Annotated in this window: 34 protein-coding genes; 19 read left to right on the top strand and 15 right to left on the bottom strand. The window is 32.8% G+C overall.

All coding sequences use genetic code 11. From position 1 onward, the window contains the following. Positions 1-54 precede the first annotated feature (54 nt). The 4 genes from LNP19_RS11230 (at position 55) to LNP19_RS11215 (ending at position 2,158) form a co-directional block, all read left to right on the top strand. Positions 55-462, top strand: coding sequence for a hypothetical protein (locus tag LNP19_RS11230; protein ID WP_230062008.1), 408 nt, complete (start codon positions 55-57; stop codon positions 460-462). A gap of 230 nt (positions 463-692) precedes the next feature. Continuing rightward, a complete protein-coding gene (locus tag LNP19_RS11225; protein WP_230062007.1) occupies positions 693-914 on the top strand; it encodes a hypothetical protein in 222 nt (73 codons plus the stop codon). Positions 915-952: 38 nt separating this feature from the next. After that, entirely contained in the window at positions 953-1,672 is a 720-nt protein-coding gene (locus tag LNP19_RS11220; RefSeq protein WP_230062006.1) for a GLPGLI family protein, read from the top strand. Positions 1,673-1,753: 81 nt separating this feature from the next. Then, a complete protein-coding gene (locus LNP19_RS11215; RefSeq protein WP_230062005.1) occupies positions 1,754-2,158 on the top strand; it encodes a hypothetical protein in 405 nt (134 codons plus the stop codon). A 14-nt stretch (positions 2,159-2,172) separates the two neighbouring features. Here the strand turns inward: LNP19_RS11215 and LNP19_RS11210 are convergent, their stop codons facing one another. Both LNP19_RS11210 and LNP19_RS11205 read right to left on the bottom strand, forming a co-directional pair. Beyond that, complete coding sequence (locus tag LNP19_RS11210) at positions 2,173-3,069, bottom strand: IS3 family transposase (RefSeq protein ID WP_230062004.1); 897 nt, start codon at positions 3,067-3,069, stop codon at positions 2,173-2,175. Continuing rightward, positions 3,069-3,380 (bottom strand): transposase, encoded by a 312-nt coding sequence (locus LNP19_RS11205; RefSeq protein ID WP_230061764.1) that lies wholly within the window; start codon positions 3,378-3,380, stop codon positions 3,069-3,071. The genes LNP19_RS11210 and LNP19_RS11205 overlap by 1 nt, the downstream gene beginning before the upstream one ends. Positions 3,381-3,452: 72 nt before the next feature. Between LNP19_RS11205 and LNP19_RS11200 the strand changes: the two genes are divergently transcribed. The 10 genes from LNP19_RS11200 (at position 3,453) to LNP19_RS11165 (ending at position 10,265) form a co-directional block, all read left to right on the top strand. Then, positions 3,453-3,770 carry a GLPGLI family protein gene (locus LNP19_RS11200; protein ID WP_346432227.1) on the top strand — a complete coding sequence of 106 codons (318 nt, stop codon included), beginning with the start codon at positions 3,453-3,455 and terminating at the stop codon, positions 3,768-3,770. 73 nt (positions 3,771-3,843) lie between these two features. Then, positions 3,844-4,080, top strand: a complete 237-nt coding sequence (locus LNP19_RS11195; RefSeq protein ID WP_230062003.1) for a hypothetical protein — start codon at positions 3,844-3,846, stop codon at positions 4,078-4,080. Between the two features lie 54 nt (positions 4,081-4,134). Beyond that, positions 4,135-4,257, top strand: coding sequence for a hypothetical protein (locus LNP19_RS15425; protein WP_255665578.1), 123 nt, complete (start codon positions 4,135-4,137; stop codon positions 4,255-4,257). Positions 4,258-4,470: 213 nt separating this feature from the next. Next, positions 4,471-4,746 (top strand): hypothetical protein, encoded by a 276-nt coding sequence (locus tag LNP19_RS11190; protein ID WP_230062002.1) that lies wholly within the window; start codon positions 4,471-4,473, stop codon positions 4,744-4,746. Between the two features lie 57 nt (positions 4,747-4,803). Continuing rightward, the gene (locus tag LNP19_RS11185) at positions 4,804-5,559 is read left to right on the top strand and encodes a GLPGLI family protein (protein WP_230062001.1); all 756 of its coding nucleotides are present in this window, start codon (positions 4,804-4,806) and stop codon (positions 5,557-5,559) included. A gap of 4 nt (positions 5,560-5,563) precedes the next feature. Further along, positions 5,564-5,893, top strand: a complete 330-nt coding sequence (locus LNP19_RS11180) for a carboxypeptidase-like regulatory domain-containing protein (protein ID WP_230062000.1) — start codon at positions 5,564-5,566, stop codon at positions 5,891-5,893. An 85-nt stretch (positions 5,894-5,978) separates the two neighbouring features. Next, complete coding sequence (locus tag LNP19_RS15420) at positions 5,979-6,101, top strand: hypothetical protein (RefSeq protein WP_255665577.1); 123 nt, start codon at positions 5,979-5,981, stop codon at positions 6,099-6,101. A 212-nt stretch (positions 6,102-6,313) separates the two neighbouring features. Then, on the top strand, positions 6,314-6,604 hold the full coding sequence (locus LNP19_RS11175) for a hypothetical protein (RefSeq protein WP_230061999.1): 291 nt from the start codon (positions 6,314-6,316) through the stop codon (positions 6,602-6,604). 131 nt (positions 6,605-6,735) lie between these two features. Next, on the top strand, positions 6,736-7,527 hold the full coding sequence (locus LNP19_RS11170) for a GLPGLI family protein (RefSeq protein WP_230061998.1): 792 nt from the start codon (positions 6,736-6,738) through the stop codon (positions 7,525-7,527). Positions 7,528-7,598: 71 nt separating this feature from the next. Then, positions 7,599-10,265 carry a carboxypeptidase regulatory-like domain-containing protein gene (locus LNP19_RS11165; RefSeq protein ID WP_230061997.1) on the top strand — a complete coding sequence of 889 codons (2,667 nt, stop codon included), beginning with the start codon at positions 7,599-7,601 and terminating at the stop codon, positions 10,263-10,265. Here the strand turns inward: LNP19_RS11165 and LNP19_RS11160 are convergent. The 3 genes from LNP19_RS11160 to LNP19_RS11150 all read right to left on the bottom strand — a co-directional run bounded on the left by LNP19_RS11160 (position 10,253) and on the right by LNP19_RS11150 (position 12,668). Then, a complete protein-coding gene (locus LNP19_RS11160) occupies positions 10,253-10,753 on the bottom strand; it encodes an IS6 family transposase (RefSeq protein ID WP_230061996.1) in 501 nt (166 codons plus the stop codon). The two genes, LNP19_RS11165 and LNP19_RS11160, sit on opposite strands and share 13 nt — an antisense overlap. Positions 10,754-11,371: 618 nt before the next feature. Further along, on the bottom strand, positions 11,372-12,325 hold the full coding sequence (locus tag LNP19_RS11155; protein WP_428979055.1) for an ISAon1 family transposase: 954 nt from the start codon (positions 12,323-12,325) through the stop codon (positions 11,372-11,374). Between the two features lie 22 nt (positions 12,326-12,347). Continuing rightward, complete coding sequence (locus tag LNP19_RS11150) at positions 12,348-12,668, bottom strand: ISAon1 family transposase N-terminal region protein (protein WP_230061469.1); 321 nt, start codon at positions 12,666-12,668, stop codon at positions 12,348-12,350. Positions 12,669-12,852: 184 nt separating this feature from the next. Between LNP19_RS11150 and LNP19_RS11145 the strand changes: the two genes are divergently transcribed. Then, a complete protein-coding gene (locus LNP19_RS11145; protein WP_487320220.1) occupies positions 12,853-13,512 on the top strand; it encodes a phage integrase SAM-like domain-containing protein in 660 nt (219 codons plus the stop codon). Between the two features lie 161 nt (positions 13,513-13,673). Here LNP19_RS11145 and LNP19_RS11140 read toward each other — a convergent pair whose 3' ends face one another. The 9 genes from LNP19_RS11140 to LNP19_RS11100 form a co-directional block, all read right to left on the bottom strand. Continuing rightward, positions 13,674-14,111, bottom strand: coding sequence for a VOC family protein (locus LNP19_RS11140; RefSeq protein WP_230061993.1), 438 nt, complete (start codon positions 14,109-14,111; stop codon positions 13,674-13,676). A 64-nt stretch (positions 14,112-14,175) separates the two neighbouring features. Beyond that, positions 14,176-14,451, bottom strand: coding sequence for a hypothetical protein (locus LNP19_RS11135; RefSeq protein WP_230061992.1), 276 nt, complete (start codon positions 14,449-14,451; stop codon positions 14,176-14,178). A gap of 105 nt (positions 14,452-14,556) precedes the next feature. After that, the gene (locus LNP19_RS11130; RefSeq protein ID WP_230061991.1) at positions 14,557-14,772 is read right to left on the bottom strand and encodes a hypothetical protein; all 216 of its coding nucleotides are present in this window, start codon (positions 14,770-14,772) and stop codon (positions 14,557-14,559) included. Positions 14,773-14,822: 50 nt separating this feature from the next. After that, complete coding sequence (locus LNP19_RS11125) at positions 14,823-15,176, bottom strand: DUF488 domain-containing protein (RefSeq protein ID WP_230061990.1); 354 nt, start codon at positions 15,174-15,176, stop codon at positions 14,823-14,825. Between the two features lie 704 nt (positions 15,177-15,880). After that, positions 15,881-16,093 (bottom strand): TFIIB-type zinc ribbon-containing protein, encoded by a 213-nt coding sequence (locus tag LNP19_RS11120; RefSeq protein WP_230064233.1) that lies wholly within the window; start codon positions 16,091-16,093, stop codon positions 15,881-15,883. Positions 16,094-16,137: 44 nt separating this feature from the next. Next, positions 16,138-17,067 (bottom strand): TerC family protein, encoded by a 930-nt coding sequence (locus tag LNP19_RS11115; RefSeq protein WP_230061989.1) that lies wholly within the window; start codon positions 17,065-17,067, stop codon positions 16,138-16,140. Between the two features lie 87 nt (positions 17,068-17,154). Continuing rightward, complete coding sequence (locus tag LNP19_RS11110) at positions 17,155-17,520, bottom strand: hypothetical protein (RefSeq protein ID WP_230061988.1); 366 nt, start codon at positions 17,518-17,520, stop codon at positions 17,155-17,157. 747 nt (positions 17,521-18,267) lie between these two features. Then, a complete protein-coding gene (locus LNP19_RS11105; RefSeq protein WP_230061987.1) occupies positions 18,268-18,957 on the bottom strand; it encodes an SIMPL domain-containing protein in 690 nt (229 codons plus the stop codon). A 57-nt stretch (positions 18,958-19,014) separates the two neighbouring features. After that, entirely contained in the window at positions 19,015-19,653 is a 639-nt protein-coding gene (locus tag LNP19_RS11100) for a rhomboid family intramembrane serine protease (protein WP_230061986.1), read from the bottom strand. A gap of 109 nt (positions 19,654-19,762) precedes the next feature. Between LNP19_RS11100 and LNP19_RS11095 the strand changes: the two genes are divergently transcribed. Beyond that, entirely contained in the window at positions 19,763-20,638 is an 876-nt protein-coding gene (locus tag LNP19_RS11095; RefSeq protein WP_230061985.1) for a lysophospholipid acyltransferase family protein, read from the top strand. Between the two features lie 138 nt (positions 20,639-20,776). Next, on the top strand, positions 20,777-22,342 hold the full coding sequence (locus LNP19_RS11090) for a protein adenylyltransferase SelO (protein WP_230061984.1): 1,566 nt from the start codon (positions 20,777-20,779) through the stop codon (positions 22,340-22,342). Between the two features lie 61 nt (positions 22,343-22,403). Here LNP19_RS11090 and LNP19_RS11085 read toward each other — a convergent pair whose 3' ends face one another. Next, positions 22,404-23,921, bottom strand: coding sequence for an aminotransferase class V-fold PLP-dependent enzyme (locus LNP19_RS11085; protein WP_230061983.1), 1,518 nt, complete (start codon positions 23,919-23,921; stop codon positions 22,404-22,406). A 297-nt stretch (positions 23,922-24,218) separates the two neighbouring features. Here LNP19_RS11085 and LNP19_RS11080 point away from each other — a divergent pair, with 297 nt between their 5' ends. Both LNP19_RS11080 and LNP19_RS11075 read left to right on the top strand, forming a co-directional pair. After that, the gene (locus tag LNP19_RS11080; RefSeq protein ID WP_230061982.1) at positions 24,219-24,602 is read left to right on the top strand and encodes a hypothetical protein; all 384 of its coding nucleotides are present in this window, start codon (positions 24,219-24,221) and stop codon (positions 24,600-24,602) included. Between the two features lie 55 nt (positions 24,603-24,657). After that, a complete protein-coding gene (locus LNP19_RS11075; RefSeq protein WP_230061981.1) occupies positions 24,658-25,683 on the top strand; it encodes a TQO small subunit DoxD in 1,026 nt (341 codons plus the stop codon). Positions 25,684-25,716: the final 33 nt, after the last annotated feature.

Genomic DNA, 25,716 nt, shown 5'->3' with positions numbered 1-25,716 from the left:
TCGAAGGGCGTTTTGCCCTTGAATAAGGAACGCGAGAGCAGAAACAAATCGATAATGTTCGCTCCCGATCCGCTGTGCCTTTGTCAGCGGTTATCCCTGCTCCCGCTAATTGATAGTTCGCTGCCGTTTCACGCTCACATCCCTGCTCTCCAATGCGCCCCTGAAATAACCGATTTCATTACCCCTACAATTTTGGGGCTACGATTCGTTCACGGTCTGTGGCGGCGGGCTCTGCTGCAACCCCGCCACGGCGTTCCTCATCCGCAAAAAAAAGTTCCTTGCCACCTAACTATTATCATCAAGAAAGACACACTGGTATTTGATGTGAAAAATTTTGCCAAAGGTAACGAACGCAAAATGAAAGAAATTCTCGAAAAACGCCCGATAATAGATGCGGTCAAGGATTACAAAACTAGTTCAGAAAAAGAGTTGGATAGTAGAATTGACAGAAACAAAAAATAAATTATCTAGTTCTAAGTAAATAGTATACAAGATAGATACTAACTGATTTTCCAAAAAAAGATTAAGGCAGAAGAATCAGTTTTTTGTTTTTACTAAATTTTAACATAGTATGCAGTAAAACTGCCTATTTTGTTAAAACTCCTGTTTAAGTTTTTTTAGTATTAACTTTATCTAATACATTTATAATGGTTAACCAAAAAACTATTTATAGATTTAAACCATTATTAATTATGAAAAAATTATTATTTACCGCCCTGACAGTGGTGGCGTTTAGCGGAGTTACGATGGCAAACACTGTTGAAGTAAAAGAAGAAGTTGTGATTGATTTTATTGAAGATAATTGCACAGATGTTTATCACGAAACTTATAAAGAATTTGTAGATCTTGGACTGGAGGAAGAAGCAGCAAGCGAAGCATTTGCTGCCTATAAAGATTGTAAAGGATTAAATTAGTTTAATAACCCGTTTTTAACGGGTTAATTTTTTTATTTATGAAGTATTTTTATTTTGTTTTACTTTTAAATTGTTTGTCTATATTTTCTCAAAATAAGGCTAGGATTAGTTATGCAGTGATACCGACGGGTGGGTCTTTAGAGAAAAATCAGGAGGTAGTCAAGAGTAAGGTAGCCAGCTCTTTTGTAGGAGTAGATGAAGCATTATCAAGATTGAATTATGAGTTAGTTGTAAACGAAGGAAAATCTAATTTTTATTTGACCTCAATGTTGGATTTCAATGAAAAAGCAGCGAGATTGGCTAGAGCTTTTGCGGGAAACAACGAGTATTTTAAGGATAAAGAGAGTAATAAAATAATTAAAAAGGTTAATTTTTCTAATGAAATTTTTTATGTCCAACTTGAACCTCTTTCAAAATGGAATTTAATTAATGAACAAAAGATAATTAATGGGTATACTTGTTTTAAAGCTACACAAGAAAAACAATTAAAATTAAAGAAAACCGACCGAACTTATTTGGTTGTAGCTTGGTATTGTCCGGCTATTCCGATTGATAACGGTCCCAAAGAATTTGGAGACTTACCAGGGTTAATTCTGGAATTACAAGATGGGAAAATCACTTTTTTGGCCTCAAAAATAGAGCTGGATAGTAAGTTAAAATTATCAATAAAAGACGTCAACCATAAATTGATTTTGGAAGATGAATTCTATAAAATTGTTGAGAAAACGGTTGAAAGTACTTCAAGTTCGATGAAATGATTTAAATCCATTTGAATGAATTAAGAATTAGATTTTAAGTGTGAATAAAATAAGTATCTTTCTTAATAAAATTATTAATTTATGAAATACGTGCAAATTCTATTATTATTTGTTACAAACTTTGTAATCGCTCAGTCTGGACATGTTGTTTACTCGGTCCAAATAAGCCCAAATGCTAATGATGAAAAATTTGAGCATAAAGATTTTATAGCAAAATTAATTGAAAAGGCCACTTCTCAACAATTTCTATTAGTATTCAATGCAACGCGCTCCAATTTTAAGATGATTGAAGGAATGAATAATGTGAGTGCTTATGATGATAAAATTATTAACATCGCAAAGTTAGCGTTCACCTCTTCTTCTGATATTTATTACGATAAAGAAAATCAAATAGAATTCAGTAAAAAAACTGATGGTACAATTTTAAAGAATACAACTTTAAATACCAATTGTTTTGACCCCTATAAAACAAGAGTAATATTCTAAATTTCGATTTTTAATTACGCGGTTAATTTTTTCATTATTATTAGATGTTTATCTAAGTTCCATTTCTCCATAGGAGTAATTCTTCCTAAGAGTCCGTGAAGTCGTTCATTGTTGTAAAACGACACAAATCTTTTCAATATCTGTTGGATCGCTCCAAAAGTGCGATAGTCGAATCTGGAAAATACTTCCTTCTTCAAGATGCCATGATAGGCTTCTATATGAGCATTTTCTTCAGGTGTTGCAACGTGTGTAAATTCTTGCTGCACACCTATTAAGCCTAAATACTCGCGGACACTTTTAGCTATAAATTGACTACCATTATCACTCCTAATAACTACACTTTCAGGATAATTATATTCGTCAAAGAGTGTCGAGAGTAAGTCTATAACATGATTTTGCTTTATATTGAAAGAAAAATAATCCTTTAAAATTCTTCGTGTATGAACATCAATTATAGATAGCAAATAAGCGTTTTTACCAACATTTGGTACCCACACCATTTTAATATCCATTTCTAAACATTGCAATGGTCTGGAAGTATAAACCTTCCTAAATTTCACAAACTTACGTCCAGAACCACTTCTATTAATTCTATTCTCGAGTTTTAAAAGACCTTCTTCTTTAATAATTCGGTATAGTTTTTTATGATTTATTAGGTAGCCATCTCTATTTAGATATTTGGTCATCAACCGATAACCACAATCTATAAATTCGTGTTTTAAAATATCTTTAATAGACTTTACAACAACTGATTGGCTTACAAAACCATTTTTTTGATGAAAGGTCGCTACCGTCGGATGATTACCTTTCTTTCCAAAACTACGTTGTCTATAATAGCTACTAGTAACGATACCTACCATCTTTATGATTTTAGCCTTGCTACACTTATGCTTTTCATAAATATAGTTCACTAAATCTTTCTTGGATCCGATGTCCCAAACTTTTTTTTTAAAAGCTCCCTTTGTACCTCTAATTCTATTTCTTTATTGCTTAGTAGCTTGCGTAGAATGCGATTTTCCTCTTCTGCCTCTTTTAGCTCTTTGCTCTTAGTGTCATAGGTAACTTTTAAGCCAGCCTCTCCTTTGTGCTCAAACTTCTTCTTCCAACTATATAAGCTTCCTGTACTTACGCCATACTTACGACAGGCCTCTACAATACCCATATCTTCTGAAGCAGTTATTATTTCTAGCTTCTGAGTTAAAGTCCATTTCTTGTATTTCATATCTCAAATATATAATTTTGAAATTTAAAATAACACTCCGAACTATTATGGGGCTAAACTACCAATTGGGAAATACAAACAGAATCTAAAATCATAAGTTCCTATTTATGCTACAAAGCGGTATTAAAAATCCCATTTGTAAATCGAAAAGGAGAAGCGAGAGTAAATGAAATTACAGCATGGTTTGCACCTAGTTTACCTTACTCGTTCGGACCAAAGCATTTTTACGGGTTACCAGGTTTAATTTTAGAAACAACAGAAAATAAAACTACATTTTTAGCGACAAAAATAACATTTGATAGCAATGAAGTAAAGATTGATTTTCCAAAAGGGAAAACCATTACAAAAGAAGATTACGATAAAAAGCTCAGAGCGCAAATGGGAATGTAACAGTATAATGAATTTAAACTTAGCTTTTAAAAAATGCTAAAAAATACATAGAACACATGTCATTGCTAAACCTTTGCAGGAAAAAGCAAATCTGAAATTTGCGATTGCGAATAATATAGGTCGCTACCGTTTAGAACTCTATAAAGGGGTGAAATATGAAATCACAGTTTCCTACATTGGTTTTGTGGAGGAAATACTTTTCTTGGAGCCAAATTCAACCCTTGAAACCTATGATTTCAAACTCAAACCTACTGGCGAAGAACTCAAAGAAATTGTAATCAAACACGAGTTCAAATCAATTGTTATCTAAAAAGATACCCTGGTATTTGATGTGAAAAGTTTTGCGAACCGTAACGAACGTGAAATGAAAGAAGTCCTCGAAAAACTCTCAATAATAGATGCGGTGAAGGATTACAAAACTAGTTCAGAAAAAGAGTTGGATAGTAGAATTGACAGAAACAAAAATAAATTATCTAGTTCTAAGTAAATAGTATACAAGATAGATACTAACTGATTTTCCAAAAAAAAGATTAAGGCAGAAGAATCAGTTTTTTTGCTTTTACTGAATTTTAACATACTGTACAGTAAAACTGCCTACTTTGTTAAAACTCCTGGTTAAGTTTTTTTCGTATTAACTTTACCTATTACATTTATAATGGTTAAACAAAAAACTATTTATAAATTTAAACCAGTATTAATTATGAAAAAATTATTATTTACCGCTCTAGCAGTGGTGGCATTTAGCGGAGTTGCAATGGCGAATACAATAGCTGATGAGCAAGTTGTTAAAGAGAAGAATGAGAAAACTACCATTCTTTTATATGATGATTATTGGGATTGTGCTAAATTAGCGAATAGCGTTTATACAGAACTTATTGAAGTATTCTCTGAAGAGGAATCAATGCAAAATGCAGATGCTTATTTTGATGATTGTATGGGTAGTAGTTCACCTTGTCAACCACCTTTTTTATGTTAAATTAAATTGGGCTGTCTATTAAAATTAGACAGCTCAATAATTCAATAAAATGCTGTTATGAATTTTAAAATTATTTTTTGTTTATTTTTTTTCCTTTTAAACGTTAATATCTTTTCTCAGTCACAAGATATAAAGGTACAATACAAAGTTTACCCTACTTATGGTACAATAGAGAATGATGAAAAAATTAAAAGTAAAAAAATACCTGACCTATTTAAAGGAGTTGATATCGCTATTCAAAGTCTCGAATATGAGTTGAATATAAGTAAAAATAAATCACATTTTTTTTTAAAAGATATTTTATACTCAGATAAAAAAGTAGCAGGACTTGCAATAAGTTTTGCAGGAAGGGAAAGCATTTTTGTTGATAAGAATAATAAAACATTTGTTAAAGTTAAGTATATATTAAGTGAAAAATATCTCGTTTTATTTTTACCTCAGCAAAACTGGACTTTAACTACCGAAAAAAAAATAATTCAAGGTTTTAAATGCTATAAAGCAACATTATCAAGAACTATTAGAATGAAAAAGGATAAAGTTAAAACATATATTGCTGAAGCATGGTATTGCCCTGAGTTACCTTTTTCTTTTGGTCCAAAAGATTTTGGTGAATTACCTGGATTGATTTTAGAACTTCAAGATGACAAAGTCACTTTTGTGGCTTCAAAAATTGAATTAAATACAAAACTTTTACAAAATATTGAACTAAAAAGCAATCAAAAAATAATTAATGAGGATGAATTTTACAATATTGTTGATATAAAAGCAAAACAATACTTTGAAGAAAAATATAATAAAAACTCATCAAATTAAGTAATTGTTACGGGTTCTTCTATTTCTTCTTTGTACGGTATTGTCTTTTTCCCAAACCCACACGATAACCGGTGTGGTTTCTGACGATAGCAATAAACCGCTGGAATCAGCCAATGTCATTGCCAAACCTTTGCAGGAAAAAGCAAGCCTCAAATTTGCTATTGCTGATAATAAAGGGCGCTACCGATTAGAACTTGATAAAGAGGTGAAATATGAAATCACGGTTTCTTATATTGGTTTTGTGGAGGAAATACTTTTTTTGAGCCCAGTTCAGCCCTTGCAACCTATGATTTTAAACTCAAACCTACTGGTGAGGAACTCAAAGAAATTGTAATCAAACACGAGTTCAAATCAATTGTTATCTAAAAAGATACCGTGATATTTGATGTAAAAGTTTTGCTAACGGTAACGAACGCTAAATGAAAGAAATTCTCGAAAAACTCTCGATAATAGATGCGGTGAAGGATTACAAAACTATTTCAGAAAAAGAGTTGGATAGTAGAATTGACAGAAACAGAAATAAATTATCTAGTTCTAAGTAAATAGTATACAAGATAGATAATTACTGACTTATTTTCCAAAAAAAAGATTAAGGCAGAAGAATCACTTTTTTTTTACTAAATTTTAACATAGTATGTAGTAAAACTACCTATTTCGTTAAAACTCCTGATTAAGTTTTTTCCTATTAACTTTATCTAATACATTTATAATGGTTAACCAAAAAACTATTTATAAATTTAAACCATTATTTATTATGAAAAAATTATTATTTACCGCTCTGGCAGTGGTGGCGTTTAGTGGAGTTGCAATGGCAAACACTGTTGAAGTAAAAGAGGTTATAAAAGAGAAAAATGAGGTTATGGAAGTTTTAGCAACAAATATTGTTACTGAGGATATAAGAATGTCCGTATGTTCTGATGTTGCGGGTATAGAAGTGGAGGTAGCTGAAAGTGAGTATCATTTGGCTACAGGTAATTGCTTCGATTCTTGGACGTGGAATTACATTTATCTGAATGCTCTTTATCAATGTGAACAAGATCAATAATATTAATTAATTATTGTTTTTTTTTACTAGATTAAGAAAAAAATATAACTTTTAAAATGATGAGGACTTCCAATAAATTAACTTTTTTTGGAAGTTTTTATTCTGTGAAATTAAAATTAATTAAAAATATTATGAAAATTTATAACTTTTACATACTATTATCTTCATTAATTCTGTTTAGTTCTATTACAAATAAACATAGGATAGACAACCAAACTACTTACGTTATGTATAAGCTGGGGTCCTATTATGTCTCTTCAAATGATTTTGAAAAAAAAACAGGAAATGATAGTGTTCTAAACAAGCGAAAAAAAGTTTTAGAGAAAATTGAACAGAATCAATCTATGTTAGAATTTGAACTACTATTTGATAAAAACAGTAGTATATTTAAATTAGTGGATAAAATAGTAGCAGAGAAGAATATGGACTATAAAATTGCTTCAATAGTGAATGGAGGAAATTTGACACATTATAAAAATATTATAGCTAAAGAAAAAATGTATCAAGTAGAATTTCAAGGACAAAAATTTAATGTTGAGCTTCCTTTTGAACAATATAAATGGGAAATTACAAATACAGTTAAATATATTGCCGGATTTAAATGTTTTAAAGCAACTACAACACTGGAAAAAAATGATAATGGAAGAAATATTCGGAAGATTCTTCATCCTGTAGTATGGTTTACAAGTGAGATACCAACTTCTTTTGGTCCAAATGGATTAGATGGTCTTCCAGGATTAGTCCTTGAAGGATCATTAGATGGACGCACATTTTTTTATGCATCTAAAATAATTCAGAATTATAAAGAAAAACATAAAATTGAGAAGCCTTCAAATGGGATTGATATTTCAGAAGAAAAATACTTAGATATGGGTGCTAAGATATATTATGAAACTAGAGAGCTCCTAAATAAAAACAAATAATTCAGACAAAATATTAACAGAAACCATTTAGTCTTTTGTACTTTATCACAACAATTTCAATTAACCAATTAATGTTTAGATATTTAGTATTATTATTTTTCTCAACACTTTCTTTCTCCCAAACCCACACAATAACTGGTGTGGTTTCTGACGATATCAATAAACCGCTGGAATCAGCTAATGTCATTGCCAAACCTTTGCAGGAAAAAGCAAATCTTAAATTTGCTATTGCTGATAATAAAGGACGTTATCGTTTAGAACTCGATAAAGAAATGAAATATGAAATCACGGTTTCTTACATTGGTTTTGTGGAGGAAATGCTTTTGTTGGAGCCTAACTCGGCCCTTGTAACCTATGATTTCAAACTTAAACCCACAGGAGAACAACTCAAAGAAATTGTCATCAAACACGAGTTCAAGCCTATTGTTGTCAAGAAAGACACCCTGATATTTGATGTAAAAAGTTTTGCCAACGGCAACGAACGCAAAATGAAAGAAATCCTCGAAAAACTCCCCGGAGTCGAGGTCGATAAAAACGGAGGAGTAACTGTGCAAGGAAAAAAAGTAACCAAAATGTTGGTGGAAGGAAAATCATTCTTTGGTGGTGGGTCTAAACTTGCCGTGGAAAACATTCCCGCCGATGCGCTGGACAAAATTGAAGTCATTGACAACTTCAACGAAGTGGGTTTTATGAAACAGGTTTCGGACAGTGATGATTTGGCGATGAATGTAAAACTAAAAGCAGACAAGAAAAAGTTTGTTTTTGGTGATGTAGAAGCGGGTGCCGAAGCAGGGAACGAAGACAATGGTTTTTATCTGGCTCATGCGGCTTTGTTTTATTACAGTCCAAAATCTAACGTGAGTTTTATTGGTGATCTGAACAACATTGGAAAAAGAACCTTCACATTTGACGATTTAATGCGTTTTGGCGGTGGAATGAGTACTTTTCTTTCGGGCAGGAAATCGCTGACTAATTTGTATTCGTTTGCCAATGACAATACGGATTTAGTCCAGAACAAATCGCAATTTGGCGCTTTCAATTTTAGTCATGACGCTTCTTCAAAACTTTCTGTTTCCGGTTTTTCTATTTTTTCGAAAGTACTGACCGCTTCGCAAACGGAAAACACAAATGAATACCTACAAAACAGTTCCATTGCCTTCGAGAATAAAATACAAAATGGCGACAACCGCTCGGTGTTGGGAATAGGGAATGTAAAACTGGATTATTCGCCCAGCACTAAAGAAAAATGGTATTATAACGGACAATATCAGTCTAGTACCAATGATATTTCAAGTACAATTAATTCGATTACCAATCTTAATTCCAGTATTTTCGAAACCATTAACAAAGCAGATAATACAGCGATAAAGCAATATATAGAGTGGCACAAAAATTATAATTTGAATCACACGACCACATTTGTGGTCAATCAGGCCTATGAAAAGAACACGCCACAAACACAGTGGTTTACGGACCAGCCTTTTTTGGCAGGATTGATTCCGTTGCAGGATGATTATTCCTACACCATTGGACAAATAAAGAAAGTAAAAAACAATAGCGTGGATGCGTTGTTCAAGCATTATTGGATTCTGGATAACTTCAATCATTTGTATACGAATATGGGAAATAATTATGGCGCTTCCCGTTTTGAAACTTCGGAGAAACAAATACTGACCAATGGAACAGTCAATGATTTTGCTTCTGCGGGTTTTGGAAATAATGTCAAATACCAATTGAACGATGCGTACATTGGATTGGAATACAAATTCAGAATAGGAAAATGGACTAATAAACCCGGATTGTATCTGCACTGGTATCATTTAATTACGGAGCAAAAATCGGGTGAGCAAGCACTGTCTAAAACACTTTTCCAGCCGCAATGGAACAGCGATTATGAATTTAATAAATCAGAAACATTAAATTTCACCTATAAATTAGAAAATGGTTTTCCGCAAGTAAGCCAGCTGGCGGGTCAATTTACCTTGCAAAATTATAATTTGGTTTACAGAGGAAATGCGTTGCTGCAAAACGAGCGGTACCATTCGGCAAACTTGCGTTATTCAAAAATGAATATGTACCGCGGAATTACCTGGAATGCCATGGCTAGTTTTACTAAAAAAGTTAAAACGATTCGGAACGAAATCCAATTAGATGGTATTAATCAGTTCAATACACCTATTCTAAGTGATAATCCAGAGACGAATTATAATGTGAGTGGTTCTGTAACCAAGAAAATATACCGTTTTAGTTTGCGAATCAATTCGAGTATGGGTTGGTTTAATTATTTTCAAACATTGAATAATACCACAACTTCGAATGGCAGGAACAATCAAAAAATTGGAGTCTTGTTAAAAACAGCACATAAAAAATGGCCAGGTTTTAGTATTGGTTACACCAAAGGATTCAGTCAGTTTTCTGGTTTGACAAAATCGAATTTTCAAACGGATGCTTTAACGGCTGATGCTGATGTGACTTTTTTAAAGTTTTGGACGTATAAATTAGAATATGAGAATTTGAAAAATACGAACAATAACAATCAAAGTAACTTTTATGATATTGCCAATACTTCGTTGCGGTATCAAAAGAAAAATAGTCCTTTTGGTTTCGAACTGTCGGTCAATAACCTATTCGATAACAAAGTCAAAAACGATTATTCTTTTTCAGATTATTTGATTAGCGAGCGTACCACCTTTGTGTTACCACGTGTATTCTTGTTCTCGATTAGTTATAAGTTGTAACTTAAAATAGTGTTGTTTATGGATTTAGCTGATTCAAAATTTTTAAATCCTAATCCATTTAGAATTCTCCACTTGATAAAACGATGATCTTGTTCGACAATGTTGTTCAAGTATTTGCATTTCCTGATCATTATTTTAGAAAACGAACGCTGATTATAAACTCTGATAGCGCCTATGTTTGATCCACTCTTGTCAATATTTATTATTCTTGGTTTACAATTATTATCAATTGCCTTAATTAAAAAAGATTGGGCACTCATCCTTTGCCTTCTCTTGGTTAATAGGAAATCAACTGTATTACCTGATTTATCAACTGCTCTGTACAAATAACACCATTTACCCTTAACCTTTATATAGGTTTCATCCATTCTCCAACTTTTCCCGACTCTTAGTTTTCGTTTTTTTATTTGCGCCACGATAAAAGGACTAAACTTGTACACCCAACGCTGAATTGTCGCATGGTCAACCTGAACTCTCCTCATTTTCATTATTTACTCAACATCTCTATAGCTTAAGATAAAACTAAGTTTGAAATATACGACTTGAAGAATAATAGATTTTGGATAGCAGTGACCTTTGATATTCATGGATCGAATGTGTTATATGCCCAAAGATAAAAAGTTACTGTCAGATGCGACAGAACCTTATTATCCCCTTAATAAGAATTCCATTCCGTTATTAGCTATTGATTTTTTATTATAATTGATTCAAGAAAACTTTTTAGGACGCTATTGATAAAAAATATTAAATAACCTTTTTGGGTTACTATAAAATTGCTTAATTTTGATTTTCAAAACATGAATTACAACATTAATTTTAAACAAGTTAAATCAATAATTTACTTAAAAAATGGCTTAAAATTGTCGTATTGAGTTTTGTGGCAAAATCGTGGCACATTAGTTTATAAATAGCTGAAAATGCAGTATAGGCATGGGTTCCAGCTTATTGGTTCGAATCCTGCTCTCCCCACAGAATAAAAAACATTATTCTCTTAAAACCAGTAAATCTTATGATCTGCTGGTTTTTTTGATTTTAGCTACCTCCAAATTATTCATTAAATCTTAAAACTTAAGGTCAAAATCGGATCATGCGCAAAAGTTGGGGGATTAGGCAAAAAGATTAGATAATCTGAACAAGAAGAAATCTATTTTCCTTACTCCTCTAAACTGACTTCTAAAGGCTTTTATTTTTGCATTGAAAGATTCAGCAGAAGCATTGGTCCTTCTATTATCAAAGTAGTTTAAGATTGACCGGTAATTGAAAGTTATAGTATTGAGTAGAATATTGAAGTTTTTAAAACCAGATTCCTCTACATTCCTATACCAATGTGCTAGTTTAGTCATCGCAATGTGCTTGTCATTGTTGCTATTGTAGATACCTCGAAGTTGTTGGCTTAGATAATAGGCTGTTTTTATATCTGGATATAGTCCAAATAATAATTGAGCTCTTTCATTTTGATTCTCAGTCCATTTTTCGCGAGATTTATAAAGTGCATATCGACTCCTGGCTAATAGCTGTTTTACAGAGTCACCGTTAGCTAAGAGCTCCGGAATATAGGTTTGATTCTCTCTTTTGGTTTGCAATATCAATTGATTCTCAAAATCCATAGCCTCCCATCGATGTTTAATCCTAATCTCTTGTAAGGCTTCCAGTGCCAGTTTTTGGACATGAAATCTATCTGTTACCTGTGTGGCTTTAGGGAAACATCTTTTAGAGATCAATTTCATAGAATTAGCCATGTCAAGTGTTATTTCTTTGACACAGCTTCTCTTCTTGTAATCAATCTTTCTGATATGTTCTATGACTTTATCTGCCTTTGTTTCAGCAACAATGGCAACTAAGGAACCTTTTTTACCTTTGAACTTCTTGTTGGTTACAATAGTGTAAAGTTCACCCTGAGACAAAGCTACTTCGTCAATTGATAAATGGGTGCCCATATTTTCAGGGTAAACAATCCATTGATGTGCATGTTCTCGTGGAGCCCAAGCATTAAAGGAACTCAGGTGTTTTTTATATTGTCGTTGGAGTTTCTTTCCGTTGACTCCGAAGAAACCACCAATGGTGTGACAATCAGTAGCACTCTTATCTATTAATTTCTTTTAAAAAAGCCGCAAACTCTTGAGTCATGCGGGTTCCTTTAGCAACTAAATTCCAATCTCTTTTAAGAATTTCGCCTGTTGTCTTATTTGTCCAGCGACGTCTTTTTATATGTAGATATACATATTTACCTCTGAGAGGGAAATCCTGAATGGTTATCTCATCCTGAAAGCCCTTTGATACTAGTTCCAGTGTATCAAATTCTTTTGGAGGCTTGGCATTCTCTTCAAAATATAGGTGTACTATTTCTTCTGTGTTAGTAGAAGAAACCACTTCAAAGTGATCTACTAAAAAGTCAGGTAACATGAATTTTAAAAGGTCTATTGGGGGCATCTCTCATTCTTAAGATTGCAAATCTCTCAATTTATTTTGACATTTCCCCCCAGGTTTTGGGATTGATCCACAAAAATGAATGTTGACGGGAAATTACCGATATACGTTCGTCTAACAGTTAACGAAAAAACGCTTCGAATTTAGTTCCAAAAAATTTATTAATAAAACAAAATGGTCACAGGAACTGACGAAAGTGAAAGACCAGTCAGATGAAGTCCGTTCCATTAATAGCTATCTCGATATGATGAGATCGAAAGTATGGAGCACAGAAATGAACTTAATGCATCAGGAAGAAGAAATATCCATCGAAAATTTCCAGACTATTCTACTCGAAAAGAATAGAGTTGACAGGATGCTCTTTCCAATATTTCAGGACCACAACAACAAAATGAAAAAATTGACAGGAAAAAAGTATGCTGCCGGCACACTACAGCGCTTTGAGGTCACCTTAAACCATATTCAGAATTTCTTAATTTGGAAATATAAAATCTCAGATATCAAGATTGATAAGATTGACCATGCCATGATAAATGAATTGGAATTTTATCTTCGAAGTGTCAGGAATTGTAGCAACAATACAAAAGAAAAATACATTTGGAACTTTAGAAAAATAATTAAAATCTGCTTGAATAATGACTGGCTTGATAAAAACCCTTTCAGCCGCTATGAAGGAAAAGTTTACGAAATTGACAAAGAGTTTTTGACAGAAGAAGAAATTCAAAAAATTTATGCCAGAGCGCCTGGAACTAGTGCGAGACATATTTATATTTTGCTGTTTTACGGTCTTGGTGAAAAAACCGGTCAAATTGACCAATAAAAAACATTAAAAAAATCCATCTCAAATACAAATCAGTTTGTGAAAAATCAACAAATTATCATTTATTTTTACCAACAGCACCTAATAAAATTCAGTAGTCATTTCAAATTTAAATGAGGTGGTAAACGCTATTGGAATTTACACTACAGCGGGTTTCATGGTTAAATTTCTCCTTTATAATTAGGGTCAAAATCCACCATCCATTCAATTCCGAATTTATCTCTAAACATTCCAAAGTAAGAACCCCAAGGGCTATCCATTATTGGCATTTCAATTTGTCCACCTGCTGAAAGTCCGCTAAATAATCTGTCGGCTTCTTCTTTGCTTTCTGCACTAACTGAAATTTTACTTCTGTTTTCATTTTCATTCACTCTTCCCATACTTTCAGGAACGTCATTAGCCATTAAAACATTTTTACCAATAGGTAAAGCAATATGCATTATTTTATTGCCTTCATTTTCTGCGATTGGAAACTCTTCATTTACCAAATCTTTGAAACGCATAACTTTTGCAAACTCTCCGCCAAATACAGATTTGTAAAAATTGAATGCTTCTTCTGCATTTCCGTTGTAGTTTAAATAAGGATTAATAAGTGCCATATTTTTATTTTTTAAATTAGCGGGCTTGTTATTTCTTTATATTTCTGAGATATTCTTGAAATTACTATTTTTCACAAATTTCTTTCAGCTTGTCGAGTGCTTTTGGGTAGGTTTCGTTCATATAACCTACAAAATCTTCTGTGGTATCTAAGTCAACAATAATAATTGTGCCTCGATAGCTATCAGGGCCATTGTTTTCTTGGAAAGTGTAGTTTTCAAATCCGTTTGCCCATTTTTCTACTTCTGGCCCTTCTGTAATTTCCTTATCAGCTTTTAAAAGACCATAATGTTGAATCGAAACAAATCGGTTCGGGATGTTTTCAGCAATCTTGGAAACCATACCTCCCTTTTCCCCTTTTTCATCTACACCAATAAATAGAATTTTGGATATGCAAACAAAAACTGCACAATAAGTTAAGCTACATTTTTGTAATTAATTTGATTATTAAATTCTTCTATTTGAATCACCTTTAATGCCCTTTATATCAACAATACATGTAGCACACCTTCCTACTCCACCACATGCGCCAAAATCATCCAAAAAAAGCTTATCTTTTAATAAAAACATTAAACTGGCATATTCATTCACATAAGTTTCAATAGTATCATTATTGTTGTTTTCTATAACGAAAAGAGAGATTTTATTTTTATTATTCATCATAATTGATTGTTTTACAATAGATTATTCTATAAATCGTTTTTTGAAACCACTTATTTTACTTTTAATAAGTAATTCTTCAAAACTATTGCGTGATTGATTTTAGGACTCTTTGCACCGTATAATAAAGTCAAAGTTTTTTTTTGTGCTATACTTCTCAATCGCTGTACTTCTACTTTTTTAATATTTAATTCCTGAATATATAACTTAGAAAATTCTTCGAAATGTTCTTCTTTATGATCAAACCATTTTCTTAATTCAGGTGAAGGAGCGATTTCTTTATTCCATTCGTCAAATTGTAAGTCCATTTTCTTTATTCCACGAGGCCATAATCGATCTATCAAAATACGATACGTTCCATCATTTTTCTTGCAATCGTAAACTCTCTTAATATTTATTGCTTCCATAATTTTTTATTGAAATCCTTTTAAAATCGAAGGGTTCACAAAATATAAGTTGCATAAAAGCTGATCAACATTCATCCCCTACTTTATACACCATTTCATTTATAGATAAATCAATTTCCATCATCAATTCAATAGATCGTGTAATTCGTAACAATTTTAAATAATGTAAAAAAGTATTGTGGACATCCTAGCTTATCCATTATACGAAAGTTAAGAATAAAATCTTAATTTTAACCTATGAAACAAGTGTGCAAAACTTTTGTTAAAGCTTTCAAAGAGAAAGCAGTTGCGATAGGAACGAACACAAAAAGCAGAACTCATCAGAGCGTTAGAAACTACTGTCCCATATCCAGATGAATAACACACCTATTTAGAGTAACTTAGAGAAAGTACTTTTTCTGGAAAAGAAAATTTCAAACGAATTCCCGAGCAAGGAAAAATTCTTGAATTGGAGGAAAAACTCAAAGACGCTGATTTGGAGCCTGATATATTAAATAAGGTAATCGATATTTTTTATTCATCAGTTCTAGTAGTAGTGAATTTCATTACTTCGGTTATTCGCTTTACATGCTTAATGTGAATAGCCGGTCTATGGTGTTTCATATCTCCTTATCCCGAATGTCCTGGTTAGGATAAAATGAAAACAAATAAACCGCATTATTCAACAAAATAATGCGGTATTAAAAAAAGATATTAAAAATGCATTAATCAAACAATTCGTTCAACCAATGCTTTTTCTTGTGTTCCTTATAGTAACCTTGCTGTGGCTGATTCTCAAAAGTTTGTCTATGGTACTGAGCGTTGCTTTGTGGCTCATTTCCTGACCTTTCAATTATTTTATCTAGCTCACCTCGATCTAGCCATATCCCACGACATTGTGGACAATAATCAATCTCAATTCCTTGTCTATCAGACATAACAAGTGGAACTTTACAACTTGGACAATTCATAATATTCAATTTTAATTATTTATTAATTCTTTATTTTTTGGAAAAGTAACAGAAAGCACAACAGAAACAAGTAATATCCCAGATATTACCATTAACGAATAAACAATTGGAATTTTATAGAAATCGACAAATGTCATTTTTACTCCTACAAAAACTAATATTGCCGATAAGCCATATTTTAAATAGTGGAAGTACTTTGCAAGTCCGTCTAAAGCAAAATACAATGCTCTTAAACCCAGTATTGCAAAAACATTAGAGGTGAAAATGATAAACGTATCATTTGTAATAGCAAGAACTGCAGGTATTGAATCTACGGCAAAAATCAAATCGGTAAATTCCACAATAAGAAGAACAACAAATAGTGGTGTTGCAAATCTTTGACCTTTCAATTTTACAAAGAATTTACTTCCGTGTGTTTCTTCTGTAATAGGAAGGAATTTCTTAAATAACCGTACCAATGGATTTTTATCCGCTTGAATCTCTTCGTCTTTATGAAAAAGCATTTTAAAACCCGTATAAATAAGTATTGCGCCAAAAACATATATAATCCAATGAAACTTACTAATAAGTGCTACACCAGCAAAAATAAAAATGGCACGCATTACTAAAGCACCTAAAATCCCCCAAAATAATATTTTGTGTTGGTACTTTCTATCTACATTAAAATAGGTAAAGAGCATGATGAAGACAAACAAATTATCAATACTCAATGATTTTTCAATAACATAAGCCGTTAAAAACTCAATTGCTTTTTCTTTGCCCATGAAAACATAAACACCATAATTGAAAATTAAGGCGAGGGATATCCATACAGCGCTCCAAATAAGCGCTTCTTTAATTTTTACTTCATGAGATTTTCGATGAAAAACACCTAAATCTAATGCTAACATTGTTAGGACAAACCCTAAAAAGCAAATCCATATAAAACTATCTATTATCATTTATTTTTAAATTACGTAATTAATTAAAAAAACTGCCTACTAATAAAAACATATAACACTCTTCCCGCTTTCGTAAATTAATACGATCTATTCTGTTCCATTCCATAGCTTGTTTAGAAAATTAATTAGCTTATCAAACACTCCTGAAAGCCCATTTTGAGAAATAGTATCAGTCATTGATGAAATTAGAGAAAAGAAAATGGCGATTATCCCAATCACGAGAGCTATTACTAGAATCAAAACAACAAGAAGAACTATCTTGAGTTTCTTATTGTTTCTTAAACTATTGATAAACGCAATTGCGTTAAAACTTCCATGACCACTAGAATAGGTCTTGTATCTATAACTATCATTTTGATAATAGTTATGCATAGCATGTTTTTTACGACGCTTGCCTTTTTTTTTCAAAAAGTCGTCAAAATCCATATTGATGTATTTTAAGTTAATAAACATAATTTTTCAGCATTACTGTATAAAACCGTAATGGCATTTGAGTGAATGAAGAATTTTCACACACTAAAAAAGAAATTATAGGATATTAACTAAGCTTTGGCGGTTGCCAAATGGAGTAAAAAGGTTGGGATGTTTTACTAATGTAATGAAAATGGTTGCATTGGTTATCCTTTTGCAGCAGTAAGAAAAATTTCATTCCATAACTAATTTGGTATTCTTCGTTTATGTCGTAATCAAAGTCCACAAAATTAGAAGATAAGCTATTTTCAGAGCTTAGCTCCACCAATAAAGAAGTATTACTTTGTTGAAAACAAATATTATAACACAGTAACATGCCCAGAAAGAGCACGATGTTAATGACTAATTTTTTTCGACAAATATTCATACCGCAAAAGTAATTAAAAACTAATGTATATAGTTTTCTAGATAAATAATTTAGATTAATTTAACACTGGATATACAAACAAAAATTTCACAATAGGCGTGGACTTTAAAAAGAAAAAAACTACTTATATACCATAAGATTTGAAGATGTTTGCAGTACAGATGCAAAATCGAGATCCTTGTTTTTTTTAGGTTTTAACAAACCACTACGGATAAAAGAATTAACAGTATGGTTCGAATCCTGCTCTCCCCACCAGAAACGCTTCAAGAAATTGAAGCGTTTTTTTTTATAACTAAAAATCCCCTCTCACTTTTTTAAAATAAGAGGGGATTTTGATTTTTATAATACTTTTGACCTTTGATTTATTCAAGTATAAAACTCACACTTACATTTGCCGTTATTGTAATTTCTCCAACAGCTAGAGTTTCTCTTGGCGCACTAGCATCGCTCATCTCCATAGATTTCATTCTCGCATAAACAGGCTGTGGATAGTAACTTTGAGAATTATCGGATATTGTCATTGCACGACCTATTTTTTGCCCTAAAACAGACACATAATCGGTTGCTTTAAGCTTTGCTTCTTTCATGGCTAATTTTCTGGCCTCAGATTGATATTCTGCCAATTTAGAAGATTGAAAAACCACATTATCAATTCTATTAATTCCCTGGCTCACTACTCCATCCATTAATTCATCATACTTAGACAAATCTCTCAATAAAATTTCAATCGTCTGTGTAGCATTGTAATTGGTTTTCTTTTTCTCATAATCATATTGAGGATTCAATGAAACACGTTGGGTTTTATAATCCGCCGGATTCAGATCCATCTTTTTAATCATTTTAAGGACTGCTTCCATTTGTTGATCATTTTGCTTTTTTACATCTTTTGCATTATTGCCTTTCGTTTCAACTGTCACGGTTATCGTCGCTTGATCTGGAACAACTTTTATCTTTCCTTCACCAGCTACGCTTATTTGCGGAATTTGTTTCACCTCTTGTGCATAAGACAGACTTATAAATAGCACGGATAGAATTAATAATACTTTTTTCATTTTGATCTATTTTAAATTAAGTTATTTTGTTTTACTATTCTTTCAAAAGTTGTGCCATTAAATTTCCCCCATTCTAGCCATCACAAAAAGAATAAGGATTGGAATAGTCAATAAAACCACCATAAATGTATGCTCTATCAGTAATTGCGGGTAAGTCACCAAAGTAATCAGATAGCCTCCTGCAGCACCTCCAAAATGCGCCGTATGTCCTATATTATCATTTTTTGTTTTCATTCCATAAATAGAGTAAAGCAAATAAAGAATCCCGAAGAGATAAGCAGGAATAGGAACTATAAAAAACAGTCCCAACATCATATTGGGTTGCAACAATATGGCCGAATATAAAATACCCGTAACAGCGCCCGAAGCGCCTATGGCACGATAATTATAATCATTTTTATGAAATACAATTGTTAATAAACTTCCAAAAATCAAGCTTCCAAAATAAATAATCACAAAGGAAAAACTTCCCAACAATTGAATAACAACCGGAGCAAAAAAATAAAGCGTAATCATATTAAAAGCCAAATGACCTATATCCGCATGAAGAAATCCCGAAGATAAAATACGTATTTGCTCCCCTGAGCGAACGCTTCCCATGTGGAATTCATATTTTCTAAAAAAAGAAAGATCATTAAAACCTTTAAAGCTAATCAGTACGTTTGCAATGATTATTGCAATCAAAAAAGTATTCATAAAATATATTTATTGTTTAGGGTAAAAGTAATCATTCTTCAAGACTCGTCTAGCAAGTCTTGAAGTTTTATAATGAAATTTCAATTATATTTGCAAGAAAAATTAATCCATGCAATTTCTTGTTTTCATTATAGTTTACCCATTACTTTGGTTAGTTTCCATTCTTCCATTTCGCATTCTATATCTGTTTTCTGATGCAATTTACGTTTTAGTGTACTACATAATTGGCTATCGCAAAAAAACCGTTAGAGCAAATCTAGCCATGACCATGCCTCATCTGAGTGATCAAGAGCGCCTTACAATTGAAAAGAAATCTTACCACCATTTATGCGATATGTTTCTGGAAATGGCGAAGACCCTGACTATTTCCTCCAAAGAAATGAACAAGCGATTTGTTATCAAAAACATTGAAGTAATCACCGACTATGAAAAAAAAGGAAAAAGCATCATGCTTTTGGCTTCTCATTACGCCAGTTGGGAATGGTTAATTACGCTAAACCAAAAAATATCTTTTGGCGGAGTAGCAGTTTATAAAAAAATCAACAATAAATATTTTGACAAACTAGTCATAAAGATTCGGTCAAAATACAATACAGAACTCGTAGTCACCAATAAAACAATTCCTTTTATTGCTGAGAATCATAAAAAAGGAATTTTATCGCTATATGCCTTAGCCAGCGATCAGTCTCCTGCTAGGAATAGAATATTTCATTGGGATAATTTCATGGGAATCGAAGTACCTGTTCACACCGGACCTGAAATGTTATCCAAAAAATACGATCTCAATGTTATTTTTGTTAAAGTAAAAAAAGTAAAAAGAGGCTATTATGAAGCCACTTTAGTACCTATTACTGATGACGCTAAATCTATTCCTGATTTCGGAATTACACATACTTTTATTAGAGAAGTAGAAAAACAGATTGAAGAAGCCCCCGAATATTATTTCTGGACCCATAAAAGATGGAAACACAGACGAAAAGACTAAACACTTAAAATCGATTGTAATCATAAACCCGGTATTAAAATTATCGGGTTTTCTTTTTAGCAAAACATGGGATTAAGCTTTAATTAACTATTGGTTCGCATAAATTTTACTAATTTTGATACTCATATTCCAAGAAAAATGAACTTAAAAATTAACAATAGATTTAGTACCGAATTACCTCCTGATACTAATGAATCCAATACAGCTCGTCAGGTTCAAAACGCATGTTTCTCCTATGTAATTCCTAGAATACCTTCAAATCCAAAATTAATTCACTATTCAGATGAAGTTTTGGAAATCCTTGGCATTACCAAAGAAGAAGCAAAATCTGCGGAATTTACAAATGTATTTTCAGGAAAAGAAATAATACCAAATACGCGTCCGTATTCGATGAGCTACGCAGGACATCAATTTGGAAATTGGGCCGGACAATTAGGCGATGGCAGAGCCATTATTTTGACCGAAGTTGAAAGCAAAGGACAAGTTTACACCTTGCAATTGAAAGGAGCCGGTCTAACACCTTATTCCCGCACAGCAGATGGATTGGCCGTTTTGCGTTCTTCCATCCGAGAACATCTTTGCAGTGAAGCCATGTTTCATTTGGGCGTTCCCACTACCCGATCCCTATCCTTAATTCTTACCGGCGATCAAGTATTGCGTGATGTTATGTACGACGGACATCCTGATTACGAAAAAGGAGCCGTGGTTTGCAGAGTAGCTCCTTCGTTTATTCGTTTTGGGAATTTCGAACTTTTTTCGTCTCAAAACGATTTGAAAACGTTAAAATTACTCACTGATTTTAGTATTAAATATTACTTCCCGGAAATTAAAGGAACCGCCAAAGAAAGTTACATTCAGTTTTTTCAGGCTGTTGCCAATAAAACCCGTGAAATGATTGTTCACTGGCAACGTGTAGGCTTTGTACACGGAGTGATGAACACTGATAACATGTCTATTTTAGGATTGACCATTGATTATGGCCCTTACGGCTGGTTAGAAGATTACAATCCAAATTGGACACCTAATACAACTGACCGACAAAACCGCCGTTATCGTTTTGGCAACCAGCCCAACATAGCGCTATGGAATCTATATCAATTAGCCAATGCTTTATATCCATTGATTGATGAAGCTGCTCCACTAGAATCTATATTAGACAGTTATAAAACGCTGTATGAAGTCGATTATGAAAACATGATGCGAAGTAAATTAGGGCTATTTACAAAAGCCGAAAATGACAATCAACTGATTCACATCCTAACCGAAAATCTGCAACTGACAGAAACGGATATGACCATTTTCTTTAGAAAATTAAGTCAAATCAAGAAAGACGAATCTGTTGAAAATGCATTTTCGTACATTTTAGAATCTTTCTACAAAACGCAAGAAATCACAGAGCAACTCAAAGATTCTTGGTTGTACTGGTTTACCCAATATTTAAATCGATTGCAACAGGAATCCGCAACTGACGAGGATCGAAAAGCAGCAATGAATTCCGTAAATCCAAAATATGTTTTGCGAAATTATATGGCGCACTTGGCTATCGAAGCGGCCCAAAAAGCCGATTATTCCCTAATTGAAGAATTACACCAATTATTGAAAAACCCCTATCAGGAACAACCCCAACATCAAAAATGGTTTGCCAAAAGACCCGATTGGGCCAGAGATAAAATTGGCAGCTCAATGCTTTCTTGCAGTTCTTAAACCAATAAAAAAGCCCTTGAAAATACTATTTAAGGGCTTTTTAATCATAATATATATTGGTTTATGCAAACCAACTTTTAACTAATTCATCTTCCAATGGTTTTGCTTCTTTATGGATGAATTCGTTGGTATCTTTATTATAAGTATAATCCAAAGCCCAAGTTTTATGGTTTTCTGCCAATGCTTTAATGCTATTGCAAACCATTTCTATTTCGGCAGTGGTCGTTGTTGGATGAATCGACATTCTGATCCAACCCGGTTTTCTCAATAATTCCCCTAAAGTGATTTCTTTGGTAAGTTCATTTGATGTGGTTTTATCTACGTGCAATAAAAAGTGTCCGTAAGTTCCGGCGCAGCTACAGCCCCCACGCGTTTGAATCCCAAATTTGTCATTTAGTAATTTTACACCCAAATTGAAATGCAAATCATCTACATAAAAAGAAATTACACCTAAACGATCTTGATGCTGACCAGCAAGAATCTTTATATTAGAAACGGATCCTAATTCCGAGAAAATATAATCCACGATTTCATGTTCTCTTTTCAGGATGTTTTCAATCCCCATTTGTTCTTTTAACTGAATAGCAAGTGCAGTCTTGATTACTTGCAGGAAACCAGGCGTTCCGCCATCTTCCCTGTCTTCAATATTGTCAATGTATTTGTGTTCTCCCCAAGGATTCGTCCAGCTAACCGTTCCTCCACCAGGACAATCCGGAACCAAGTTTTGGTATAATTTTTTATTAAAAACTAAAATACCGCAAGTCCCTGGTCCGCCAAGAAACTTATGCGGAGAAAAGAAAATAGCGTCCAAATAACTTTCCGGATCTTTAGGATGCATGTCTATTTCAACATAAGGACCTGAACAGGCAAAATCAACAAAACAAAGTCCATTGTGTTGGTGCATTATTTTTGCCACTTGATGATAAGGCGTTCTGATGCCGGTAACATTAGAGCAAGAAGTGATTGAAGCAATTTTAAAACTTCTTTCTTTATATTTTTCTAATAGTATTTCTAAATTTTCAAGGCTGAATAATCCGTCTTCGGTAGCTGGAATAACCTCCACATCGGCAATAGTTTCCAACCAAGAAGTTTGGTTTGAATGATGCTCCATGTGGGAGATAAAAACAACCGGTCTTTTTTCAGCAGGAATGGTGATAAAATCTTTCAAGTTTTCGGGTACTTTTAAACCTAAAATACGCTGAAACTTATTGACAACTCCAGTCATACCGGTTCCGTCAGTAATAAGAATATCATCACTATTAGCATTAACATGGTGCTTTATAATATGACGTGCTTTATGGTAGGCTTTTGTCATGGCCGTTCCTGAAATGGTCGTTTCGGTATGGGTATTAGCCACAAAAGGACCAAACTCGTTCATTAATTTTTCCTCAATTGGACGATAAAGACGACCACTGGCTGTCCAATCGGTATAGATTATTTGTTGTGGTCCGTAAGGTGAAACAAAATCTTGATTTATTCCTATAATATTCTTTCGAAACTGTTGAAAATAGTGTTCTAATTCGGTGGTAATTGTTGTGTTAGTCATTGTAATTGTAAATTTGGTAACAAATGTATTCATTTTTTATGAATTTAAAAATCTGACGATTTTATTACTTAGCTAAATTTAAAATTCCTCTTACATTCTTAAACTAAATTTGACCTTCAATTCGATTCGCTAAAAGAATAAATCACTAATTTCTAAAAATTTAAAACTCTATTGTCATATCTATTAGCCGCAGATTGTATTTCTAAAAATCAGACAAACAGCTCTAAATTTTGATTATCTAAAAATTAAGGCGTAATTTCCCCAAAATATTAAAACCCTTAAATATTTGGGGTTCTATTAAAAATAATCTTCAATTGAGATTTAAAATAAATGAACAAACTACTAAAAATAAGCAACTTTAAAACAATAGCCATTTTGCTATTCGCTTTATTTTTATTGATTGCTCCTTGTTCTGTTCGAAATTATTTTGAAACCCAATTAGGAATCGAAAACACCCAAACACTCAATAGAAACAAGACCACAATACTGCAATCAAACGTATGTAATGTTTGGGAAAATCCTCTCCATAAATCAACTATTGAGAAACAATTAAAGGATGTAAAAAACGAATGTACTCCTATTCTAGCAAGTACACATTTCAAATTATTTTCTTTTGAAATTCAGAATGATATCCCTTATATCAATACTGGAGAAAATCTAAAAACAGCCCTTCCCTTCTATATTTTATATAAAAGATTGAAAATTATGATTTAACAAAACTCAATTTGTTTAAATCACAACTATTCTTTTACTATAAAATTTTAATAAAATGCAAGATCATAAATTACTGCAGTCCTACACTATGGCGGGACTATTTACTTTGTCCTTACGCCTTGTTGTGGGATGGACTTATTTTTCTGCCTTCTGGCGTAGATTGATTTTAGAAAACAAATTAGATCCTGAAGCTTCGGGATATATTGGAGAAAAATTCAACCATTTTTTACCCAATGCACTGGGAATAAAACCAATGATTGAATATCTCGTAACCCATCCGGAATCCTTATGGTGGGCCATGGCTATATTTACAATTGTTGAAGCCATTGTTGGATTATTTCTTATGTTAGGCTTATTTACCCGACTGATGAGCATTGGTGTATTTGGTCTAGCCATGGGAATTTTATTGGGTTCCGGCTGGCTTGGAACCACCTGTTTAGACGAATGGCAAATCGGAATCCTTGGTATCGCCTCCGGATTTACACTTTTCTTATCCGGTAGCGGAAAATACTCGCTGGACTATCTTTTACTAAAAAAACAATCCAAAATAACGAACACACGCTTTTTTAGATGGTTAGGCTCCGGTGTCCTTCCCATTCGATTAAATCTTATTCATAAGATTGTTTTTTCGGGTTCAGTATTGATTTTATTTATCACTTTATTTACCAATCAATATTTTCACGGAGGTGTTTGGGGAACCTTGCACAATAAATCCGTTAAGCCCAAAATTGAAATTCAGGATACCAAAATTAAAAATCAAACGCTCTCTTTTCAGGTATTCCGAACAGAAGGTGCCGATGTGTACGGTTCTTTTTTAATTGGGATTCAAGTCACTGATGCCAATGGAAATACGATTATAGAGTTAGATGGAAACGCACTTTCAAAATTCCCAAAAGAGCAAATAAATAACTTTTATGTTACCAAAGTAAAAAATGGAAAACATAGCTTGATCATTCCTTTGGGCGCTAAAGCAATACTATCTATCAAAGATGAAAAACTTTCGGTTTTACCAAAAGGCGAATACCATTTGACGTTGATTGACATTAGTGGAGCAACTTGGTCTGAAACTTTTGAAATCTAAAATTCAACCGAGTTTCAAAAAACAAACCCCTTT

The organism is Flavobacterium acetivorans (assembly GCF_020911885.1).
Taxonomy (GTDB): Bacteria; Bacteroidota; Bacteroidia; order Flavobacteriales; family Flavobacteriaceae; genus Flavobacterium; species Flavobacterium acetivorans.
The sequence above is the reverse complement of the archived record's forward strand: the minus strand, read 5'-3'. Positions and strand labels throughout refer to the sequence as shown.